The sequence below is a fragment of the Paenibacillus sp. 05T425 genome (assembly GCF_056396205.1).
Genome location: NZ_JBFTLA010000014.1, coordinates 131,395 through 147,833 on the forward strand (window position 1 = coordinate 131,395; position 16,439 = coordinate 147,833).

General features: G+C 49.3%; 10 protein-coding genes. 3 read left to right on the forward strand and 7 right to left on the reverse strand.

The genetic code is table 11. The annotated features are described in order from the left end of the window. Positions 1-236 precede the first annotated feature (236 nt). The 4 genes from AC1DF0_RS26470 to AC1DF0_RS26485 all read right to left on the reverse strand — a co-directional run bounded on the left by AC1DF0_RS26470 (position 237) and on the right by AC1DF0_RS26485 (position 3,073). Positions 237-602 (reverse strand): GntR family transcriptional regulator, encoded by a 366-nt coding sequence (locus AC1DF0_RS26470; protein WP_477576269.1) that lies wholly within the window; start codon positions 600-602, stop codon positions 237-239. After that, on the reverse strand, positions 602-1,255 hold the full coding sequence (locus AC1DF0_RS26475) for an ABC-2 transporter permease (RefSeq protein ID WP_442051681.1): 654 nt from the start codon (positions 1,253-1,255) through the stop codon (positions 602-604). Before AC1DF0_RS26475 ends, AC1DF0_RS26470 begins: the two co-directional genes overlap by 1 nt. Further along, entirely contained in the window at positions 1,248-2,102 is an 855-nt protein-coding gene (locus tag AC1DF0_RS26480) for an ABC transporter ATP-binding protein (protein ID WP_442051673.1), read from the reverse strand. The genes AC1DF0_RS26475 and AC1DF0_RS26480 overlap by 8 nt, the downstream gene beginning before the upstream one ends. Positions 2,103-2,203: 101 nt before the next feature. Next, positions 2,204-3,073, reverse strand: a complete 870-nt coding sequence (locus AC1DF0_RS26485; protein WP_442051674.1) for a helix-turn-helix transcriptional regulator — start codon at positions 3,071-3,073, stop codon at positions 2,204-2,206. A 170-nt stretch (positions 3,074-3,243) separates the two neighbouring features. Here AC1DF0_RS26485 and AC1DF0_RS26490 point away from each other — a divergent pair, with 170 nt between their 5' ends. Further along, a complete protein-coding gene (locus tag AC1DF0_RS26490) occupies positions 3,244-4,281 on the forward strand; it encodes a glycoside hydrolase family 88/105 protein (RefSeq protein ID WP_442051675.1) in 1,038 nt (345 codons plus the stop codon). Between the two features lie 338 nt (positions 4,282-4,619). Here the strand turns inward: AC1DF0_RS26490 and AC1DF0_RS26495 are convergent, their stop codons facing one another. From AC1DF0_RS26495 to AC1DF0_RS26505, 3 genes are all read right to left on the reverse strand, one after another. Then, complete coding sequence (locus AC1DF0_RS26495; protein WP_477576273.1) at positions 4,620-5,936, reverse strand: COG1361 family protein; 1,317 nt, start codon at positions 5,934-5,936, stop codon at positions 4,620-4,622. Then, a complete protein-coding gene (locus tag AC1DF0_RS26500) occupies positions 5,933-12,586 on the reverse strand; it encodes a DUF7507 domain-containing protein (protein ID WP_477576275.1) in 6,654 nt (2,217 codons plus the stop codon). Before AC1DF0_RS26500 ends, AC1DF0_RS26495 begins: the two co-directional genes overlap by 4 nt. A gap of 174 nt (positions 12,587-12,760) precedes the next feature. After that, positions 12,761-13,549 carry a class I SAM-dependent methyltransferase gene (locus AC1DF0_RS26505; RefSeq protein WP_477576276.1) on the reverse strand — a complete coding sequence of 263 codons (789 nt, stop codon included), beginning with the start codon at positions 13,547-13,549 and terminating at the stop codon, positions 12,761-12,763. A 521-nt stretch (positions 13,550-14,070) separates the two neighbouring features. Here AC1DF0_RS26505 and AC1DF0_RS26510 point away from each other — a divergent pair. Further along, positions 14,071-15,297, forward strand: coding sequence for a GGDEF domain-containing protein (locus AC1DF0_RS26510; RefSeq protein ID WP_477576277.1), 1,227 nt, complete (start codon positions 14,071-14,073; stop codon positions 15,295-15,297). 122 nt (positions 15,298-15,419) lie between these two features. Next, positions 15,420-16,301 (forward strand): nicotianamine synthase family protein, encoded by an 882-nt coding sequence (locus AC1DF0_RS26515; protein WP_477576279.1) that lies wholly within the window; start codon positions 15,420-15,422, stop codon positions 16,299-16,301. Positions 16,302-16,439 lie beyond the last annotated feature (138 nt).

Here is a 16,439-nt window from a genome sequence, read left to right on the forward strand (position 1 = left end):
ACGGCCTTATTAGCTTGATTTGAAAGGGCAAATTCAACATATATCTGCAGCATCCGTACAAATATCTGGCAGAGGAGGATGACGATTCAATCTATGGATGCGATCTTGAGTGTCGCAGAAGGAGAGCTCCTTAACTACTCAAAATAACGAGAAGTTTACGGTGTAATATTAGTTGAAAAAACGCACCCTGAGGGATGCGTTTTTTTGTTTGCTGATTTTTTCCAATTAAATTATAATCAATAAATTTCCTTCAAAAGCTCAAACACTTCCTCTACAGAAAGCCCGAAGGATTTGTAATACGAGGTGTCGATGATCATTTGCTTCAGGATCATTTCATTTCGTTTTTGGAGCATTTCATCGGGGGAGAGCTCGGTAACAAAACATCCTTTGCCGGTTACGGTGTAGATCAAACCAAGCCGCTCGAGCTMCTCCCATGCTTTTTTGACGGTAATGATACTGACGCGAAGTTCTGTGGCCGCTTGGCGTATGGGAGGCAAGCTATATCCGTTTTCTAGTTCGCCCTTCAGGATTTGTGCGCTGATTTGTTCAAAAAGCTGCTGATAAATAGGCTTCTCAGAGGTGTTCGATATAGCTATGTTCATTAGATTTCCACTTTCTCAAACCGTTTAATGGCAATACGATAAGCGATATACGTACAAATCGCGAATATGGCTATGCCCGTGATCAGGATTCCAAATTGAAGAGCGAGATTATCGGCACCGGTTCCTTTGAAAAGATCATGCACGAACGAATTTTGTATTCCGAGCCATTCCGCCCCTATGGCGAACAAAATGGCAGCCGTTATGGAAACAATCGACGCAGCGCCGTATTTGTAGGCTGTCTTATAATACATGGATATAAAGATGATGTTGAAGATCGCAACCATGACGAAGCATAGTCCCCAGAATCCTAACGAGGGCTGGAAGAAATAGTAGATCAAATTCGGATATAAGCGGATACTGATGAAGCCAAAGATCATGGCCACTACAAGGTGCAGCAATTCCATAATGACAATAACGGATACCCTTGCTTTTACCATGTCATTTTTGGTTACAGGCAGTATGCTCGTAAATATGAGATCGTTTTGCGTTTTATAGCCTGCGAACATATTCGGTATCGTAATGAAGCAAAAGTAAAGGATGACTAGGAAATACAACCATGAGGGAATAAACATTAAGGCGCCCGTCAAAAAAGGCATCACATAAAAGAAGGGACTTACGCCTAACTTCATTTCTTTCATCAGTAAGTTATACATCATTATCCTCCTTTTTCGAGAAGTAGATCATGATCTCTTCGAGATTGGGCGCGGTTGATTTGATATCCGAAGAGGAATCGAAATCGCTCGTATGGATCAAGCCAGTAAAGCCGAATGAATTTTTCTTATAGGAAATCAACTTGTCCTTGATCGAATCCAATTGCTCTTTGCTCCCGTTCACCAGACGATAGGTGTCGATGAATTGTTCTTTCTCGGAGCTGTTAATAATTTGTCCGTTATGGATGTAAGTAATATAGTCCGCGCACTTTTCCAAGTCGGAAGTGATATGGGTGGAGAACAGGATGGTGATTTCGCCATCTTCGACCAGCTCTTGAAAAATATCCAGCAGATTATCTCTCGCAACCGGATCAAGTCCGCTCGTAGGCTCATCCAGGATAAGGATTTTTGCGCCATGCGATAAAGCTAAGGCCAAGTTGTATTTTACTTTCATACCGGTGGATAGCTCGGCAATTTTTTTATTCTCATTCAAGTTAAATTTTTTTAGATAATTATGATAGGCTTGATCATCCCAATTGCGATAGAACTTTTTGATTACGTTCGTTAAGGTCTTGATTTTGCTGCGCGTGTAGAAATCGATATCCCCAAACGCCGAGCCGATATTTTGTTTTAGTTCGACTTCGTGTTTGATCAAATCTTTGCCCAAAATACGAATCTCGCCGCTATCCATGCGAGTCAAGTTCAGGATGGATTTGATAGTGGTTGTTTTTCCTGCGCCATTGGCTCCGATAAAGCCCATAATATAACCTTTTTCCAGTTGAAAAGACACGTCTTTCAATTGAAAATGCTCATACTTTTTGTTTAATGCTTTGATCTCTAAGGCCAGCATATCGTACCTCCGCTCCATAATTGTGTATGTTGTGTATGCACAATATAACATTGAGGCGGTGCCGATGTCAAATAATTACTTTTAAAAAGCTCATATTATATTTAGACCGATCGAGATCGTTCTTTTCGATACGTACGGGGAGATAGGCCAGACAGCTTTTTGAACACTCTGCCGAAGTGGGAGAAGTTCTCGAATCCGCAGTGTTCCGACACTTGAGTAATGCTCCAGTTCGTTTCGCGCAGCAAGTTTTCGGCTTCTTTGACCCTGGTAATGTTGATGTACTGGGTAAAGCCAAAGCCTGTGACTTCCTTGAAGACACGGCACAAGTGGCCTTTGCTAATATAAAAATGGTTGGCAATATCGTCCAAATGGAGCGGTTCCCGGTAGTGCAGATTAATGTGACGTATAATATCCGTTACTTTCTGCTGGACGGGTGTAAGCTCCATATTAGGCAATGTTTTGCGCTTCCGAATATGGCGAGCGGTGAACAGCATTAGTTCAATAGCCATGTTCCGGATATGCAGTTGATAGCCTGGAGGCTGCTCGTTAAGTTCGGTCAACAGAGAACCAAGCAGCTCTTCCACGTGCATCCGTTCTTGCAGGTTCAGTCTGATTAGCGGATGACCATCATGGAAAGGGGCCAAAAGCAGATCTATATCCTCCTGCGAAATGCCATTAAAGAAGGCTTCGCCGAAATGAAGAACGACCCGTACGTGATTGGGCTCGCTGAGCCCTGACGTTTTGTGGACGACGTCGGAGTCGATGAGCACCATATCGCCAGGGTGAACATGGTGGACGGAGTCTCCGATAAAGAAGTTCCTCTCTCCGCTGTATAAATAATAAATTTCGTACGACTTATGGTAGTGGGTGTTCGTCATGGAATGATGGCCGAATCTCCGGTCGAATTCGATCCACAAGGGTTCGTTTATTGAGCCGAGGAGCAGCGTGTCGGGAAGCGATTGAACAGTCATATGGAAAGCTCCTTTCACTGGCGTTAGACTGTTTTTATTATATCAATATTTGCGGGGTTTGGAGAATAGATGTGTATAAATGCGGAGAAATCACTCCTATCTTCATGTTAATCTTGGAGCATGAGAATCGTTTCTTTTGACAAGAGAAAGGATAGGGAGGAATAGATGATATGCGCAAATTCGAATGCAACGAAGCGGAAGTAAAAGAACTTATTGACCGTGTAGTTCGCCGAACCATGAACATGGATTTCACTTGGAATTGGTCTTGCGGGGTAGCTTATTACGGGATTTGCAAAGCTTGGGAAGTAACGGGTAATCAAGAATACATCGATTTTCTAGTCAAATGGGTGGACGAGTATTTGGAGCTCGGTCTGCCGCCAATGATGGTTAATGCTTGTGCCATGGGCCATACGATGCTGACCCTGCATGAAGCCACGGGAGACAAGAAGTATCTGGATTTGGCTTTGATGAAAGCTGAATATTTAAGCAAGGAAGCGATCCGATTCGGGAATGGCGTGTTCCAGCACACGGTATCGTCCAAAAATGATTTTCCGGAGCAGGCGTGGGCGGACACGTTGTTCATGGCAGCTTATTTCCTGCTTCGCCTTGGATTCAAACTAGACAAAAAGGAATACATCGACGATGCGCTTAATCAATTTTACTGGCATGAAGAATATTTGCAGGACACGAAGACGAACTTATTCTATCACGCCTGGGATAATGTGAGGCAAGATCATCTGTCCGGCATTTACTGGGGCAGAGCTAATGCATGGGCCGCTTATACGATGGCACAAGCTTACAAAATGTTGAATCCCTTCATGCCGATGTGGATGCAAATCGGCGGTGCGCTTGGCGATCAATTAAGCTCTCTAGCGAGGCTGCAATCACCGGACGGTCTGTGGCGCACGGTATTGAATGATGATACTTCCTACGAGGAAACGTCTGCTTCCGCCGGTATTGCTGCCGCGCTGGTATCCTATGCGCATCCTCTTCATCAAGACTATATGGCCAAGGCTTATAAAGGGATCTTGGCCAACATTGATGAAGACGGCTCGGTCCGCAATGTATCTGCAGGCACGGCGGTCATGTATAGTTCAGAGGATTATAAAGTCATCTCCAAGAAGAGAGTGCAAGGCTGGGGCCAAGGATTGACATTGGCTTACCTGGTAGCCTTGCTTCAGAATAGGGAAGTAGTCAGCAAGATTTAGTACAATCTAACAACAAGAGGGTGTCCCCAAAGGGCACCCTCTTGTTCGTTAATTCAAAGTCGGACATCGCTGGAAGGACCATTGCTCTCATAGATAAAAAGCGCTCGAGTCAGAAGATTGTACGAGAAATCGTACAATTCAGACAGGTAATGTTCCTCAGGTAGGGCATTGTGTGAAATATCGTATAATACAAGCTGGCAACGGTTATAAGATAAGGTTTTTGTACGATAATCCACATAAAGTGCGAAGGAAGTCGTAAGGAGTCAGGGGCATTGTACGAAAAATCGTATAAGACATGGCCGGAAACAACAAAGAAAGGTGCCCCGAGGGGCACCTTTCTATTCATCCGAGTTTTCAATGTAAATGACGTAACCGTTGGAGTTGACCTCTCCATGATGATAGATTTCGTTCAGCTCATACGAATAGTGAGCTGTGACAATCCCTCGCAGGACATGGTTCGTTACGAGCGGGCTCACATAAATCTGATAACTGATTTGAACGGCTCTTCCCGGTGATACATACCCCAAATTAATGGAGCTGGAGGCATCCGGATCTGCGGCAGGTACCCCATTTATGCGGATCGATCCGCGTATCAGGGAGGTTTGCCTGATCGTAAGGCGATTCAGAGTAACATCCGCTGCCCAATTCCCGGTATTCGTCAGCACGACGTCATAATCGACAACCGCCTCTGGTTCTACGACGAGAGGATTCGTCGTTACTTCAAGCTGAAAGTGCGGATAACAGACCTCTGTAGAAACCGTTCCGGAAAACGAAGGATCCAGTCGTGCAACGGTTCCGCCTGTACTTCTATAAGTACCTTCCGTACTGGCTTGGTTAACTAAAACTTGAGCCGGCGACACAATATTGCTGCCTGTAATCATCACCTCGAAGGTGACGACAGACTGCTTTCTAGGGGCAACCGATCCTAGCGCGATACCTGTCGTCACCAATTCCCCGCTTTGCATAACGCCGTTCAAGGTAATGCTGTTACGAACGAAGAGCGTGCCGCCCGGTATGACGGCGAACAGAATCACGTCGGCGGCGACGTCCCCATTGTTCGATACACGTGCGGTATACCGAAGGGTTTCCCCCGGACTTGCGAGGGTTTTGTTCACCGTAAGGGTAATCGTTACATCCGGTTTATTCATTCGGATGACCGGAAGCGTGACGGTATTGGAAAAAACGCTGTCCTCGACCAACCTCCCTCCAGCCGCGAGGAACGTATAATCTGCCCGCACTTGGTTACCAAGCTTCTCGCTCGTAATCTGCATGGAGGTCATAAGTTGGAAAGTAATTCTCACGGCTTGATTCAGTCCGATTCTGCCTAGATACAGTCCGGTCACGGGATTGGCGCCCGGAAGAGGCGCGCCATCCCGGTGTACGCTGTTGGGGACAAATTCCGTTCCTTCCTGCAGCAGGTCATAGAGGGTGATATCCGCTTCCCGGTTACCCGTATTAGTAATGTTGACGGCGAATATGACCGGCAAGCCGGGAAAGGCTTGAGTCGATTCCGAGCTTTTGACCAAGGTGATGACAGGGCCAACGATAGGCGTGCTCACCGTGTTGGAATACGTAACGAATGCAGTACCGCCTGCGTTATAAAGAATCCGCGATTGGTTCAGCAGAATTTCTTCCTTGGCCATATCGGGTGTCATGACACAAGCACCCGGAAGGTTACGGTTGATGTGGCTCCTGCTAATATGGAGCCTACGGCGATGCCGACCGAAGGATTCGCCGTCGGTACCGATACGGTATCCACGGTGACGCTGCCAGCGACAAAGGTGCTGCCGACCGGAATCGGGTCAATGACTACGACATTGTTGACGGTGGAAATGCCGTTATTCGTAACAAGAATCGAGTAAGTAATCTCATCTCCGGAAACAGCGTCAACAGCGAGCGTACTCTTGACCACGCTGACATCCGGAGAGGATACCGGAATGACAACGATATTGGATTGCGCCGAGCCGATGCCCGTTCTTCCGTCGGGTAGCAAGAAGGAGAAGTTAGCCACGGCCGAGTTGACCAGCTGCTGCGGAGACGGCAGCGTCTCGATGGTTACTTGAAGGGAAACCGTAACCGTAATCGTTCCTCCAGACGCAACGGTACCGACTACGATGCCCATGTCGGGATCAACGCCTGGCTGAGGCACGCCGTTGATAATGACGCTGTTGGGGACAAACTCCGCTCCAGCTGGAACCGGATCCGTGAGCGTAACCGTAGCTGTCGTATTTCCGGTATTGGTGACGTTCAAGTAGTAGACGACTGTATCGCCAACTGTTGCGACAGGTACACTGGAGCTCTTGACAACGCCGATAATCGCCTGCGCTACAGGCAGCGTAACCGTGTTGGACAGAGATGTTCCCGAGAACGCGCCGGACGTGAAGCTGACGGTAGCCTGGTTGCTGAAGGAGCCGGAAGTCGGCAAGGACGTGACGGTGATGTTGAAGTTGACCACAACGCTGCCGCCAGGCGCAATCGTTCCAAGCTGGATACCGGATGCCGGATTGCTGCCGGAACGCGGGACGCCGTCTACGCTGACACTGCCTGGAACAAACGCCGTATTGGCAGGGATTGGGTCAAACAGAGTAGCGTCTGTAACGTTTTGAATTCCGGCGTTGGTTACGGTAACGGAGAAAGGAACAATGTCGCCTATCGTTGTTGCTGTAAAGGTTGTGCTCTTGACCGTAGTCACATTTGGCGAAGAAACGGTCGAGGTGACTGTGTTCGACTGGGCCGATCCCGTAAAGACGCGTCCATCCGGCAACGTGTAGCTGAAGCCCGCCATAGACTGATTCACCAACTGCTGGGTTGGCGGCAAAGATGTGATGATGACAGAGAACATTAACGTAACGGGGCTTCCAGGCGCAACCACGCCAAGCGGTACGCCTGCGGCAGGGTCTGCGCCGGGCAAGCTGGCTCCGTTCAACAGTACGCTGTTCGGTACCAAAGTGGTTCCGGCCGGAATCGGATCGGTTAGCGTAGTCGTTGCTCCGATATTTCCGCCGTTCGTAATCGTTGACGAGTACACAATGGTATCTCCGACAGTGGCGTTCGTGCTGCTGACTGTTTTGTTGACGGTCAGAGATGGCTGGAACACGGGTGTAGCTATAATCTCCGAGAATGCCGTTGCCGAGAGGGCGCCGGAAGTAAAGCTGACGAACGACTGGTTATTGACGACAGCCGGATTCGGAATCGAAGTAACCGTGACGCTGAAGGTGACCGGGACGGAGGCTCCCGCCGCTATATCGCCGAGTTGTATGCCTGCTGCCGGATTTGCAGATGGCTGAGTTACGCCGTTGACGGTCACGCTGCCCGGAACTAGAGCAGTGCCTGCAGGAAGCGGATCGGTTAACAGTGTATTGCTGATTGCCGCAATTCCGTTATTCGTTACATTAATGTTGTACGCGATAGTGTCCCCGACGGTGGAGGCGGTAGTGAGCGTTGTCTTGACTACAGAAACGTTCGGTGCGGTTACGCCTACCGTAACTGTATTGGACGTAATCGAGCCGTTGAACGGACGTCCGTCAGGCAGCGTGTACGCGAAGCTGACCGAGGCCTGATTGAGAAGCTGCTGCGGCGTAGGCAGGAACTCGATCAAGACGGAGAAGGTAACCTGAATGGTTGCTCCCAGTGCAACGGAGCCGACAGCGATTCCCGTTACGGGCGATTCTGCGGCATGAGGCACGCCATTCACGATAACGCTATTCGGAATGAAAGAGGTTCCCGTCGGAATGGTGTCTGTTACTGTTGCCGTAGCGGCGTAGTTACCGGAATTCGTAACGGCAATGGTGTAATTCAGCGTATCCCCTACCGTTGCGGCCGTGACCGCCGCTGATTTCAAAGCTGTCACAATCGGTTGGTTAACCGGTGTGACGTTGGTGTTGGAGAAGGCTGTCCCCGAGAAAGCACCGGAAGTAAAGGTTGCAGACGATTGGTTGATGAGAGAGCCGGAAGGAGGAAGGGATTCCACCAGGACATTGAAGGCGACCGTGATCACTGCTCCGGGCGCGATCGGACCTAGCGAAATGCCGGCGGCCGGTATTGCGGTAATGTTAGGCACGCCGTTGATCGTAACCGATCCAGGCACGAAGGACGAGCCGGGAGCTATTGGGTCGGTAAATATCGTGTTAGTTATTGCCGCAATGCCTGTATTGGTGACGCTAACGGAATAGGGAACGATATCTCCGAATGTCGTATTGGTCCTCGTAGAGCTCTTAACAATTGAAATATTGGGAGCGGACACGGAAATAGTCAGTATATTGGACTGAGCAATGCCTGACAGCGTACGTCCATCCGGCGGTACAAAGGTATAGTCTGCCGTGGCCTGGTTGACAAGCTGCTGAGGACTCGGCAGAGAAGCGACCAGCACACTGAAGGTTACGAGCACGGTTGCCCCTGCAGCCACGGACCCAACCGGAATACCCGTAGCCGGATCGGCACCGGCTACAGGCAAGCCTCCAACGACCACGCTGTTCGGAATAAACGTTGTGCCGGCGGGAATGGCATCGGTCAATATAACCTGTGCGGCCAGATTGCCTGTGTTGGATACAGCTACGGAATATGTAACCGAGCTTCCAACTGAAGCGTTGGTCGTATCCGAAGACTTCACCAGCGTAATGACAGGCTGCGTAACGGGAATATTCACGTTGTTGGATTGGGACGCCGACGAGAAAGCGCCCGAAGTAAAGCTGACCGTAGATTGGTTCGAAATTACGGATGGAGTGGGCATGTTGACCATCACCTCGAAAGTTACGGTAGCAGAAGCGCTGGGGGCTAATGTACCGATTGGAATGCCGATAGCTGGATTTGCAAGCGGCACGGAATCACCGTTTACAAACACGCTTCCGGTAATAAAGCTGGTGCCCTGCGGCATCATGTCGCTGACGACCGCGTTATTGATCGGAGCCGCCCCGTTGTTTGTGACCAATACGGTATACTTGACCGTATCTCCACTGGCCACGGATAAGCTGCTGTTGCTGCTTTTGATTGTGGAGACATTGGGTGCGGATACAGAGACGACGACTGTGTATGAAGCGGTACTGCTCTCAAACATTCTTCCGTCTGGCAAAGTATAGCTGTATAAAGCATTGGATTGGTTAGAGAGCTGCTGTGGATTTGGCAGGGATACGACCGTAACAGAGAAGCTTACGACATTGATTTCGCCTGCGGATACCGTGTCCAGCGGGATGCCTGTAGTCGGATCGACGCCTGGATTCGGGAAGCCGTTAATAATGACGCTATTCGGCACGAAAACAACCTCAGGCGGTAAAATATCCTCCAATCGAACTTCAGCCGGGTAATTGCCGGTATTACTGACAGTCAGTGAATACGATAAGGTATCGCCTACGGTCAATGTGCTGACGCTGCTGCTCTTGATAATGTCAATGACAGGTAAGTAGGCGGCCGTTGTGATCACTGCTGAAGAGGAGGAGCCGGTAAAACTTCCCGAAGTAAAGCTCACATTGGCCCGATTACTTAATTGTGCCGGAATGGTCGGCGCAACGGCCGCTACACGGACGTTGAAGGTAATCGGCACGGTTGCCCCTGCGGTAATGGTTCCAAGCGAGATGCCTCCGCTAGGGTCGGCGTTTGGCAAGGGTATGCCGTTCACGACGGTACTGCCGGTTACAAAAACCGTATCGGCTGGAAGGGTATCCGAGAATACGGCATTCGTAACGGCTGCAACGCCGTTGTTGGTGACGGCGATCGAATATGTCAAAATGTCGTTAATCGTAGCAATCGTGCTGTTAACTGCTTTGGTGACGGTCAGATTAGGCGAGGTAGCCGGAATGTCGACCACATTGGAAGACGACGTAAAGCCTGTAAATGGGCGCCCGCTCGGCAGTTGATACGAATACGCCGTCGTTGCTTGATTCGCGAGCCGCGGCGGTGAGGGCAGCGTGTTCAGGACGAATTGAAACGTGACAGGAACAGAGCTTCCTGGCGCAATGGAGCCGAGAGATATGCCGACAATCGGCGAAGCGCCCGGGATGGAGACCGTGTTGACCGTCACGCTTCCGGGTACAAAGGAGGTACCTGCCGGAAGTGTATCCGTTAAAGTTGCTTGGGCGGCCAAATTGCCGGTATTCGAGACGAATACCGTATAGGTCAATGTATCTCCGACGGTGGCGACGCTTTGGTTAACCGATTTCACTGTAGCGATAATCGGCTGATAGACAGGGACGGTGACGGTATTGGACAACGATACGCCGCTGAACGTTCCGGAGCTGTACGCCACGGAAGCTCGGTTGACAAATTGCGCGGGCGTGGGGAGCGATGAAGACGTTACTTGGAACGAGATGGTTGCAGAACTGCCCGCAGACAAGGTGCCGATGGCAATGCCGCTTGCGGGATTGGCTGACGGCTGAGGCGTTCCATTCAGGGTTACGCTGCCCGATACAAGACCAGCCCCGCTCGGCATGGCATCGGTCAGAGTCATATTCGTGACGGCAGCGGTCCCGTTGTTGGCGATCACGGCGGTATAGGTGTAAGCTTCTCCAACAGAAGCGTCCGGTACGCTGGCGCTTTTGACGACAGTTACATTCGGAAGGGCAACAGGCAAGGTCACGGTGTTCGATGCTGCCGAGCCGGATGAGGTTCGGCCGTCGGGAACGGTGAACGTATACGCGGCCTTAGCTTGGTTCACCAGCTGCGGGGGAGAAGGCAGACTTTGAACCAATACCTGAAAGGTAACGGTAGCCGAGCCGCCCGCCGGAATGGACCCTGCCGAAACGCCGGTAGCAATATTGGCTCCCGGCACCGTCACGCCGTTCACGGTCACGCTGTTCGGCACGAATGAAGTGCCAGCGGGAATCGGGTCCGTTACGGTCGTCGTGCCGGCAATATTGCCGGAGTTGGCGACAACAATGGTGTAGGTGACCGTGCTTCCTACAGTCGCATTAGCCGTGCTTGCCGTTTTGTTCATGGCCAGAATCGGCGAATACACCGGCACGGTTACTCCGTTGGACGGAATCACGGCAGGGGTGATCGGGCCGCCGGCAACGCTTTGGAAGTTGAAGGAGGCATTGGCTGTGTTGACGAGCTGTTGCGTGCCGGGCATGGACGTTACTCGCGTAATGTAAGCCACGGCAATGGACGCACCGGGCGCCAGCGTGCCAACCGGAACGCCGGCTATAATATCGCCCGTCGGTCGCGGTACGCCTGCGACCGTGACACTTCCCGCAACGAAGGTTAATCCGGCCGGAAGGCTGTCAGTTACGATCATGTCGGTCGCATTGGCCGTTCCTGTATTGGTGACGGTAACCGTATATCGGATCGTATCCCCGGTCAGTGAGCCGGCTACATTAGCGGATTTGGTCACGCCGACTCTAGGTGCGTTAATATCGATCTGCAAGGCATTGGCGTTCAGTACATAGGCATCGCCCGAGGTTGTTAATTGAAGTACGGCAGATGTCTGATTATTGACCAATCGGGCTGATACATCCACATTGGTAATATCCCAGCCTTGTCTTCCCCCCACAATATTACTTCCGGGAGCGCCGTTGGTCTGGTTGCGGCTTCCGAAGGTGCCTGATGTATTTACCGCTCCTGAATCGTTGTTAATCTGGGAGGCAAAGAAGTTGTTGGCGAAATTGTTCGTACCCGACAAAGCGACCAAGGCCGCAGTTGTAGGGCCGAAGAGCGCTTGATCGCCGGTACGGTTGGCATCTCCCTCTTGGGCGCTGAACAAGGCACGCCCTCCGAGCACACCGGATACAGGCGTCGAAAAACCGGTAAGCGTAGTCGTAACAGCCGACGAGGTGCTCTGAACAAGAACCGCTCCTGCCCGCAGAGACATATTGCGGAATGGAAGCGAGGCATTCTGATAAATGACGCCGAGCGTCCATCCGGCATTGTTGGCGGTCGGATCATTGCTGATAACTAATGTGCCGACAACCCGACCTGTTGTATAAGTTCCTGCGCCGCCTTGCTGAACTAGCGACGTCACATTTGCCGTTCGAACATAACCAAGGGCTCCTCCGCCCAGGTCAAAGATGTTGCTCGTAGCGGAGTCCGGCGATACATTGGAGGTACCGGCGGGTGTCGCGAAGGATACCGGATTATTAATGGCTGCCGTCAGATTGGTGGTGCCATTAACGTAAGTGCCGCCCCAGATTAGCTCTGCGTAAAGCACGGAGCTGCCCGCGGGAAGATTCAGGACGGCCGATGAGCTGTTGAGCAAATAGTTATCCGTGGTGCCAAAAGGATAGGTGCCGTATCGCAAAGCGGTGTTGGTTGTAACGAATGCGCCGATGCTATCGGAAGTTCCGGGAACGCCGGACACCTCGGAACGACTGAGACCCAAAGTGTTTCCCGTAAAGGTAATGGCGCCTGTTGCATTAACAGTTGCCCGCACGATGAGTGGAATGTTGATTCACCTCCCTTTCCGAAAGACAACTCCATAAAAGTTTCTACCAACTCATTAGTATGAGCCTAAACTTTTGATTTTGTCTGTCCATATGGGGACGAGGCAATTAATTTATCGAAAATAGCGGAATCGTTTCTTGGGGCTGTTTGAAATTCGCGGAGCCTTTTTGTGGTGGCGTCTTTGCGCCAAGGAACGTTTCGGGGGCGTTGGCGGTACGATTTCACTCTCTTTTGGAAGGTGCGGCTCTAGTTCTTCCATTAATTCCGGTGGTTCTTCGATTTTGCGCAGTGATTGTACGCAGGAGGGTTCCATATGGGATTGGCGTGACAATTGGTCAAGCTCGAATGGGGAGATGTTCTCCTTTACAACGACAAAATGATACATGATTTCATCCACGATATTGTTCTGAAGCCGCCCAAGTTCGTCCAGTTCTTCGGATTCATAAATAGGCGAAAGAAAGATATCGTTGTAAAAGCATTCCATCCGAATCAAGCGGAAATCGAATGGAAGATCGCCTAGGTCGAGATAATGCGGGACGGCCGGAGACTCGGGTCCGTGCGGCGGCTGATAAAAATGTTTAGTGAAATAACGCGGGGTGTGTTCGTCGAAACGATGCCGGAGCATGGGGTTGGTCACGTTCTTGAAGCTGTGGGCATAGGGAGCCAGTATGCAAACGATCGATTTATGAATGGAAATGCGATAGATTTCGGATAACACTGCAAATAAATCTTGTACATAGGGTAGACTGCGGCCTGCCATAACCCATTCTACCGAATCATCGGGAAGAGGAATGCCGTTGTTCATATCCCATACTAAATCCACGCCATCCAGCGGATAGCGGTCAATTCCGTAAAAATCAGGGTGCTTGTTCGTGCCGCAGCCCAAATCCAGCTTCATCATCGATCCCTCCCGGGTAGGTGTGAATGTATTGATTTTCATCCTATAAGGTATCCCATAGATGGTCAAGATGTGACTGAAAGCAACCTGTGCCAACATTTTAATCGTTTTTTGTCAGGTGAAAACCAGTTATAATTGTGGTTAGACTATAGACAACGATAGGACACTTAACGATGAGCGCACAATTCATGGACTTTTTAACCATTTTGCTCCCTACCTATTTTTTCTTTTATATGGCCATTACGCTTATTCATCGTAACAGAAGGAGTATGTTGAACCGAATAGCGGCTTTTCTTATGTTTGCTTTTTTGTTTTATTTCCTAGGCGAATATGTGAAAACGTCTTTGCTGACCGAATATCAAATGCAGATTGTTCTTTATGGGAACGCCCCGATGCTTTTGTTTGTCATTTGTTTCTTAGTCCATCTTAGTATACTTATTGGAAGCTCTATAACAGCTTCTTTGAAACGATGGCTGCCGTTGATCTATTCGGCTCCATTTCTATTATGGGCTGTTTTCTTAATAATGAAGGATCATCGGGAGCTGTATAATGCGGCCGTTACAGATGGACGGAGTCCGCTTGATCCGTTGTTTATGCTCCTTACCCTTATTTTTGTCGCGGGGTATATTCTGATTTCAGTCCTTATTTTGGCCGTATGCCGATATCGTGCGAGGGAAGCGAAACTAAAAATAATTTCGCAGTCTCTGCTGCTTAGTTTATTTTCGCTGTTTGCTTGGTTTGTCATCGTCACGCTTCTCCTGCAATCGGAGATCTTCACGTCCCGCAACGCAATGATTTTTTATTTCATCGGTTATTTGCTCTGGTCTGTCGTTCTTCGTCATTTGATCGGAAAACATAACATCATGCCGGATTACCGCAAGCTGTTTCATATTCTCTTCAAGTCCGCGCCGACGGCCATTTTTTTATTGGATCGGAAGGGATCCATTATAGAAATGAACCCACGAGCCAATCAATGGTTCGAAGGAATTCCCGTTCAGCAGATTACGAGCCATTTTGAATATAATGGCGGGCTAGATTTTAACGAATTGTTGGCACTAAATGCTCAAGGAAAAGAAAAGGCAGCCTACATGGAGATTCGGATGAACAATCCTAATCCTAATCAGGGACATATGGATTTAATGATGGGCCTTGAGTTAATCGACGGCGGCAACGAGCAACTATTCGTGATGCATCTTACTGACGTAACCTCCTTAAAGGATACGGAACGCAGATTATTGGAATCCGAAAGAGGTTATAAGCATCTCGCGTATCACGATTCGTTGACCGATCTTTATAATCGGACTGCTATTCGGGAGCAATTGGAGCTAAAGATAGCAGGCAACGATTGGTTTGCTCTTGCATTAATTGATTTGGATAATTTCAAGCAGGTTAACGATACGTACGGCCATTATGTAGGCGATCTGTATCTTAAGCATATAGCCGATACCATTAAATTGGGTGCAAAGCCTAGCGATCTAATAGGCCGGATCGGAGGAGATGAGTTCGTTCTGATCGTTCCATGTTCCCAAGAAAGCGATGTTGACGAGCTGATCAACAGCCGGCTGGGGCTATTATCCAAAAACGCGTTCATTCATGAGTCGACGGCAATTCCGATCTCGTTTTCAGTAGGGGTCAGCGTATATCCTAGAGATACGACGGACGTTACGAAGCTAATAAAAAACGCGGATGAAGCCATGTATAAGGTTAAACGGTCGGGGAAAAATGGTAGCTTGATTTATACAAGCAACTAACTTTACCAAGAGCGCTGTCCCAGTTTGGGGCGGCGCTTTTTACGATCCTTCTATATCCTGAACCCAATGAATATATTTTGTTGTAGGAATTCGGATGCAGATATAAGGAGGAAGCGGGCAAAATGAACGTTTATTCTAACGGTTCTTTTATACATATAACCACGGAGCCAAGGGTGCAAATGATTAACAGCTTTATTGCCTTTATACGTGAAGCGAATGAACTTCTACAAGAGGAAACCGATCTGTCGCCTGCTAATCAATTGGTTACGAATCTGATTAGCCAGCTCTCGCTTCAGTTGCGATACCCTTATTTTCCGGAAGAGGTACAAGCCGTTCTAAGCAACGAATACGTTCGAATGAACCAACGAAAACTGCAGGATAAGTTGTCGGAAGCCGAGTTTTTAGTAGAGCTGAGCGATTCTCGCGACATTTCCAGTTTGGAGGGCACTGTCTTGGATATCGTGACGAGGCTGCCTAATTGGAATGTATACATGGCCTTGGTTAGTCAGGAGCTGTCCACGCTTCGTCAGTTCACCCCGCAGGATAGTCAGACAGAGAAGTCTCCGATTGTTTTTGTTGGCAGCGGGCCGTTGCCGCTAAGTCCAATTATTTTGCACTTATTCGGTGATGTGGAGGTTATCTGCGTGRAAATGGATGCGGTGGCCTATGAGGCATCCAGCACTTTGCTAGAGCACATGGGCTTGGGGGATAAGGTGACTGTCGTGTTGGGTAATGGATCAGATTTCGATTATCGTTCTTATAGCCGGATCTTTGTTGCTAGTCTAGTGAGGAATAAGCAAGCGGTGCTTGAACAAATCCGTCATACGTCCCCGGATTCTCTAGTAGCTGTTCGCACAGCGGAGGGAATGAGGCAAATGATGTACGAAGCGATTGATGAATCGCAGTTGAGTCAGGAGGGGTGGAACATTCTAGGGCGAACTCGTCCTGATCAAAATCTGGTCATTAATTCGACTTTGTTTCTGGACTTAAAAGCCGCCCTGTAATGATATGCTCCCCTTTAGGTAGACAGGTGAAATAATAAAAACCTGTTTATCAAGGGGAGTTTTTTCATGTCTCAAATAAATGAGTACTGCGGGGAAGAGAAATTAGCCATTCTGAAGGAGTATGAAGCAGGACGGGGA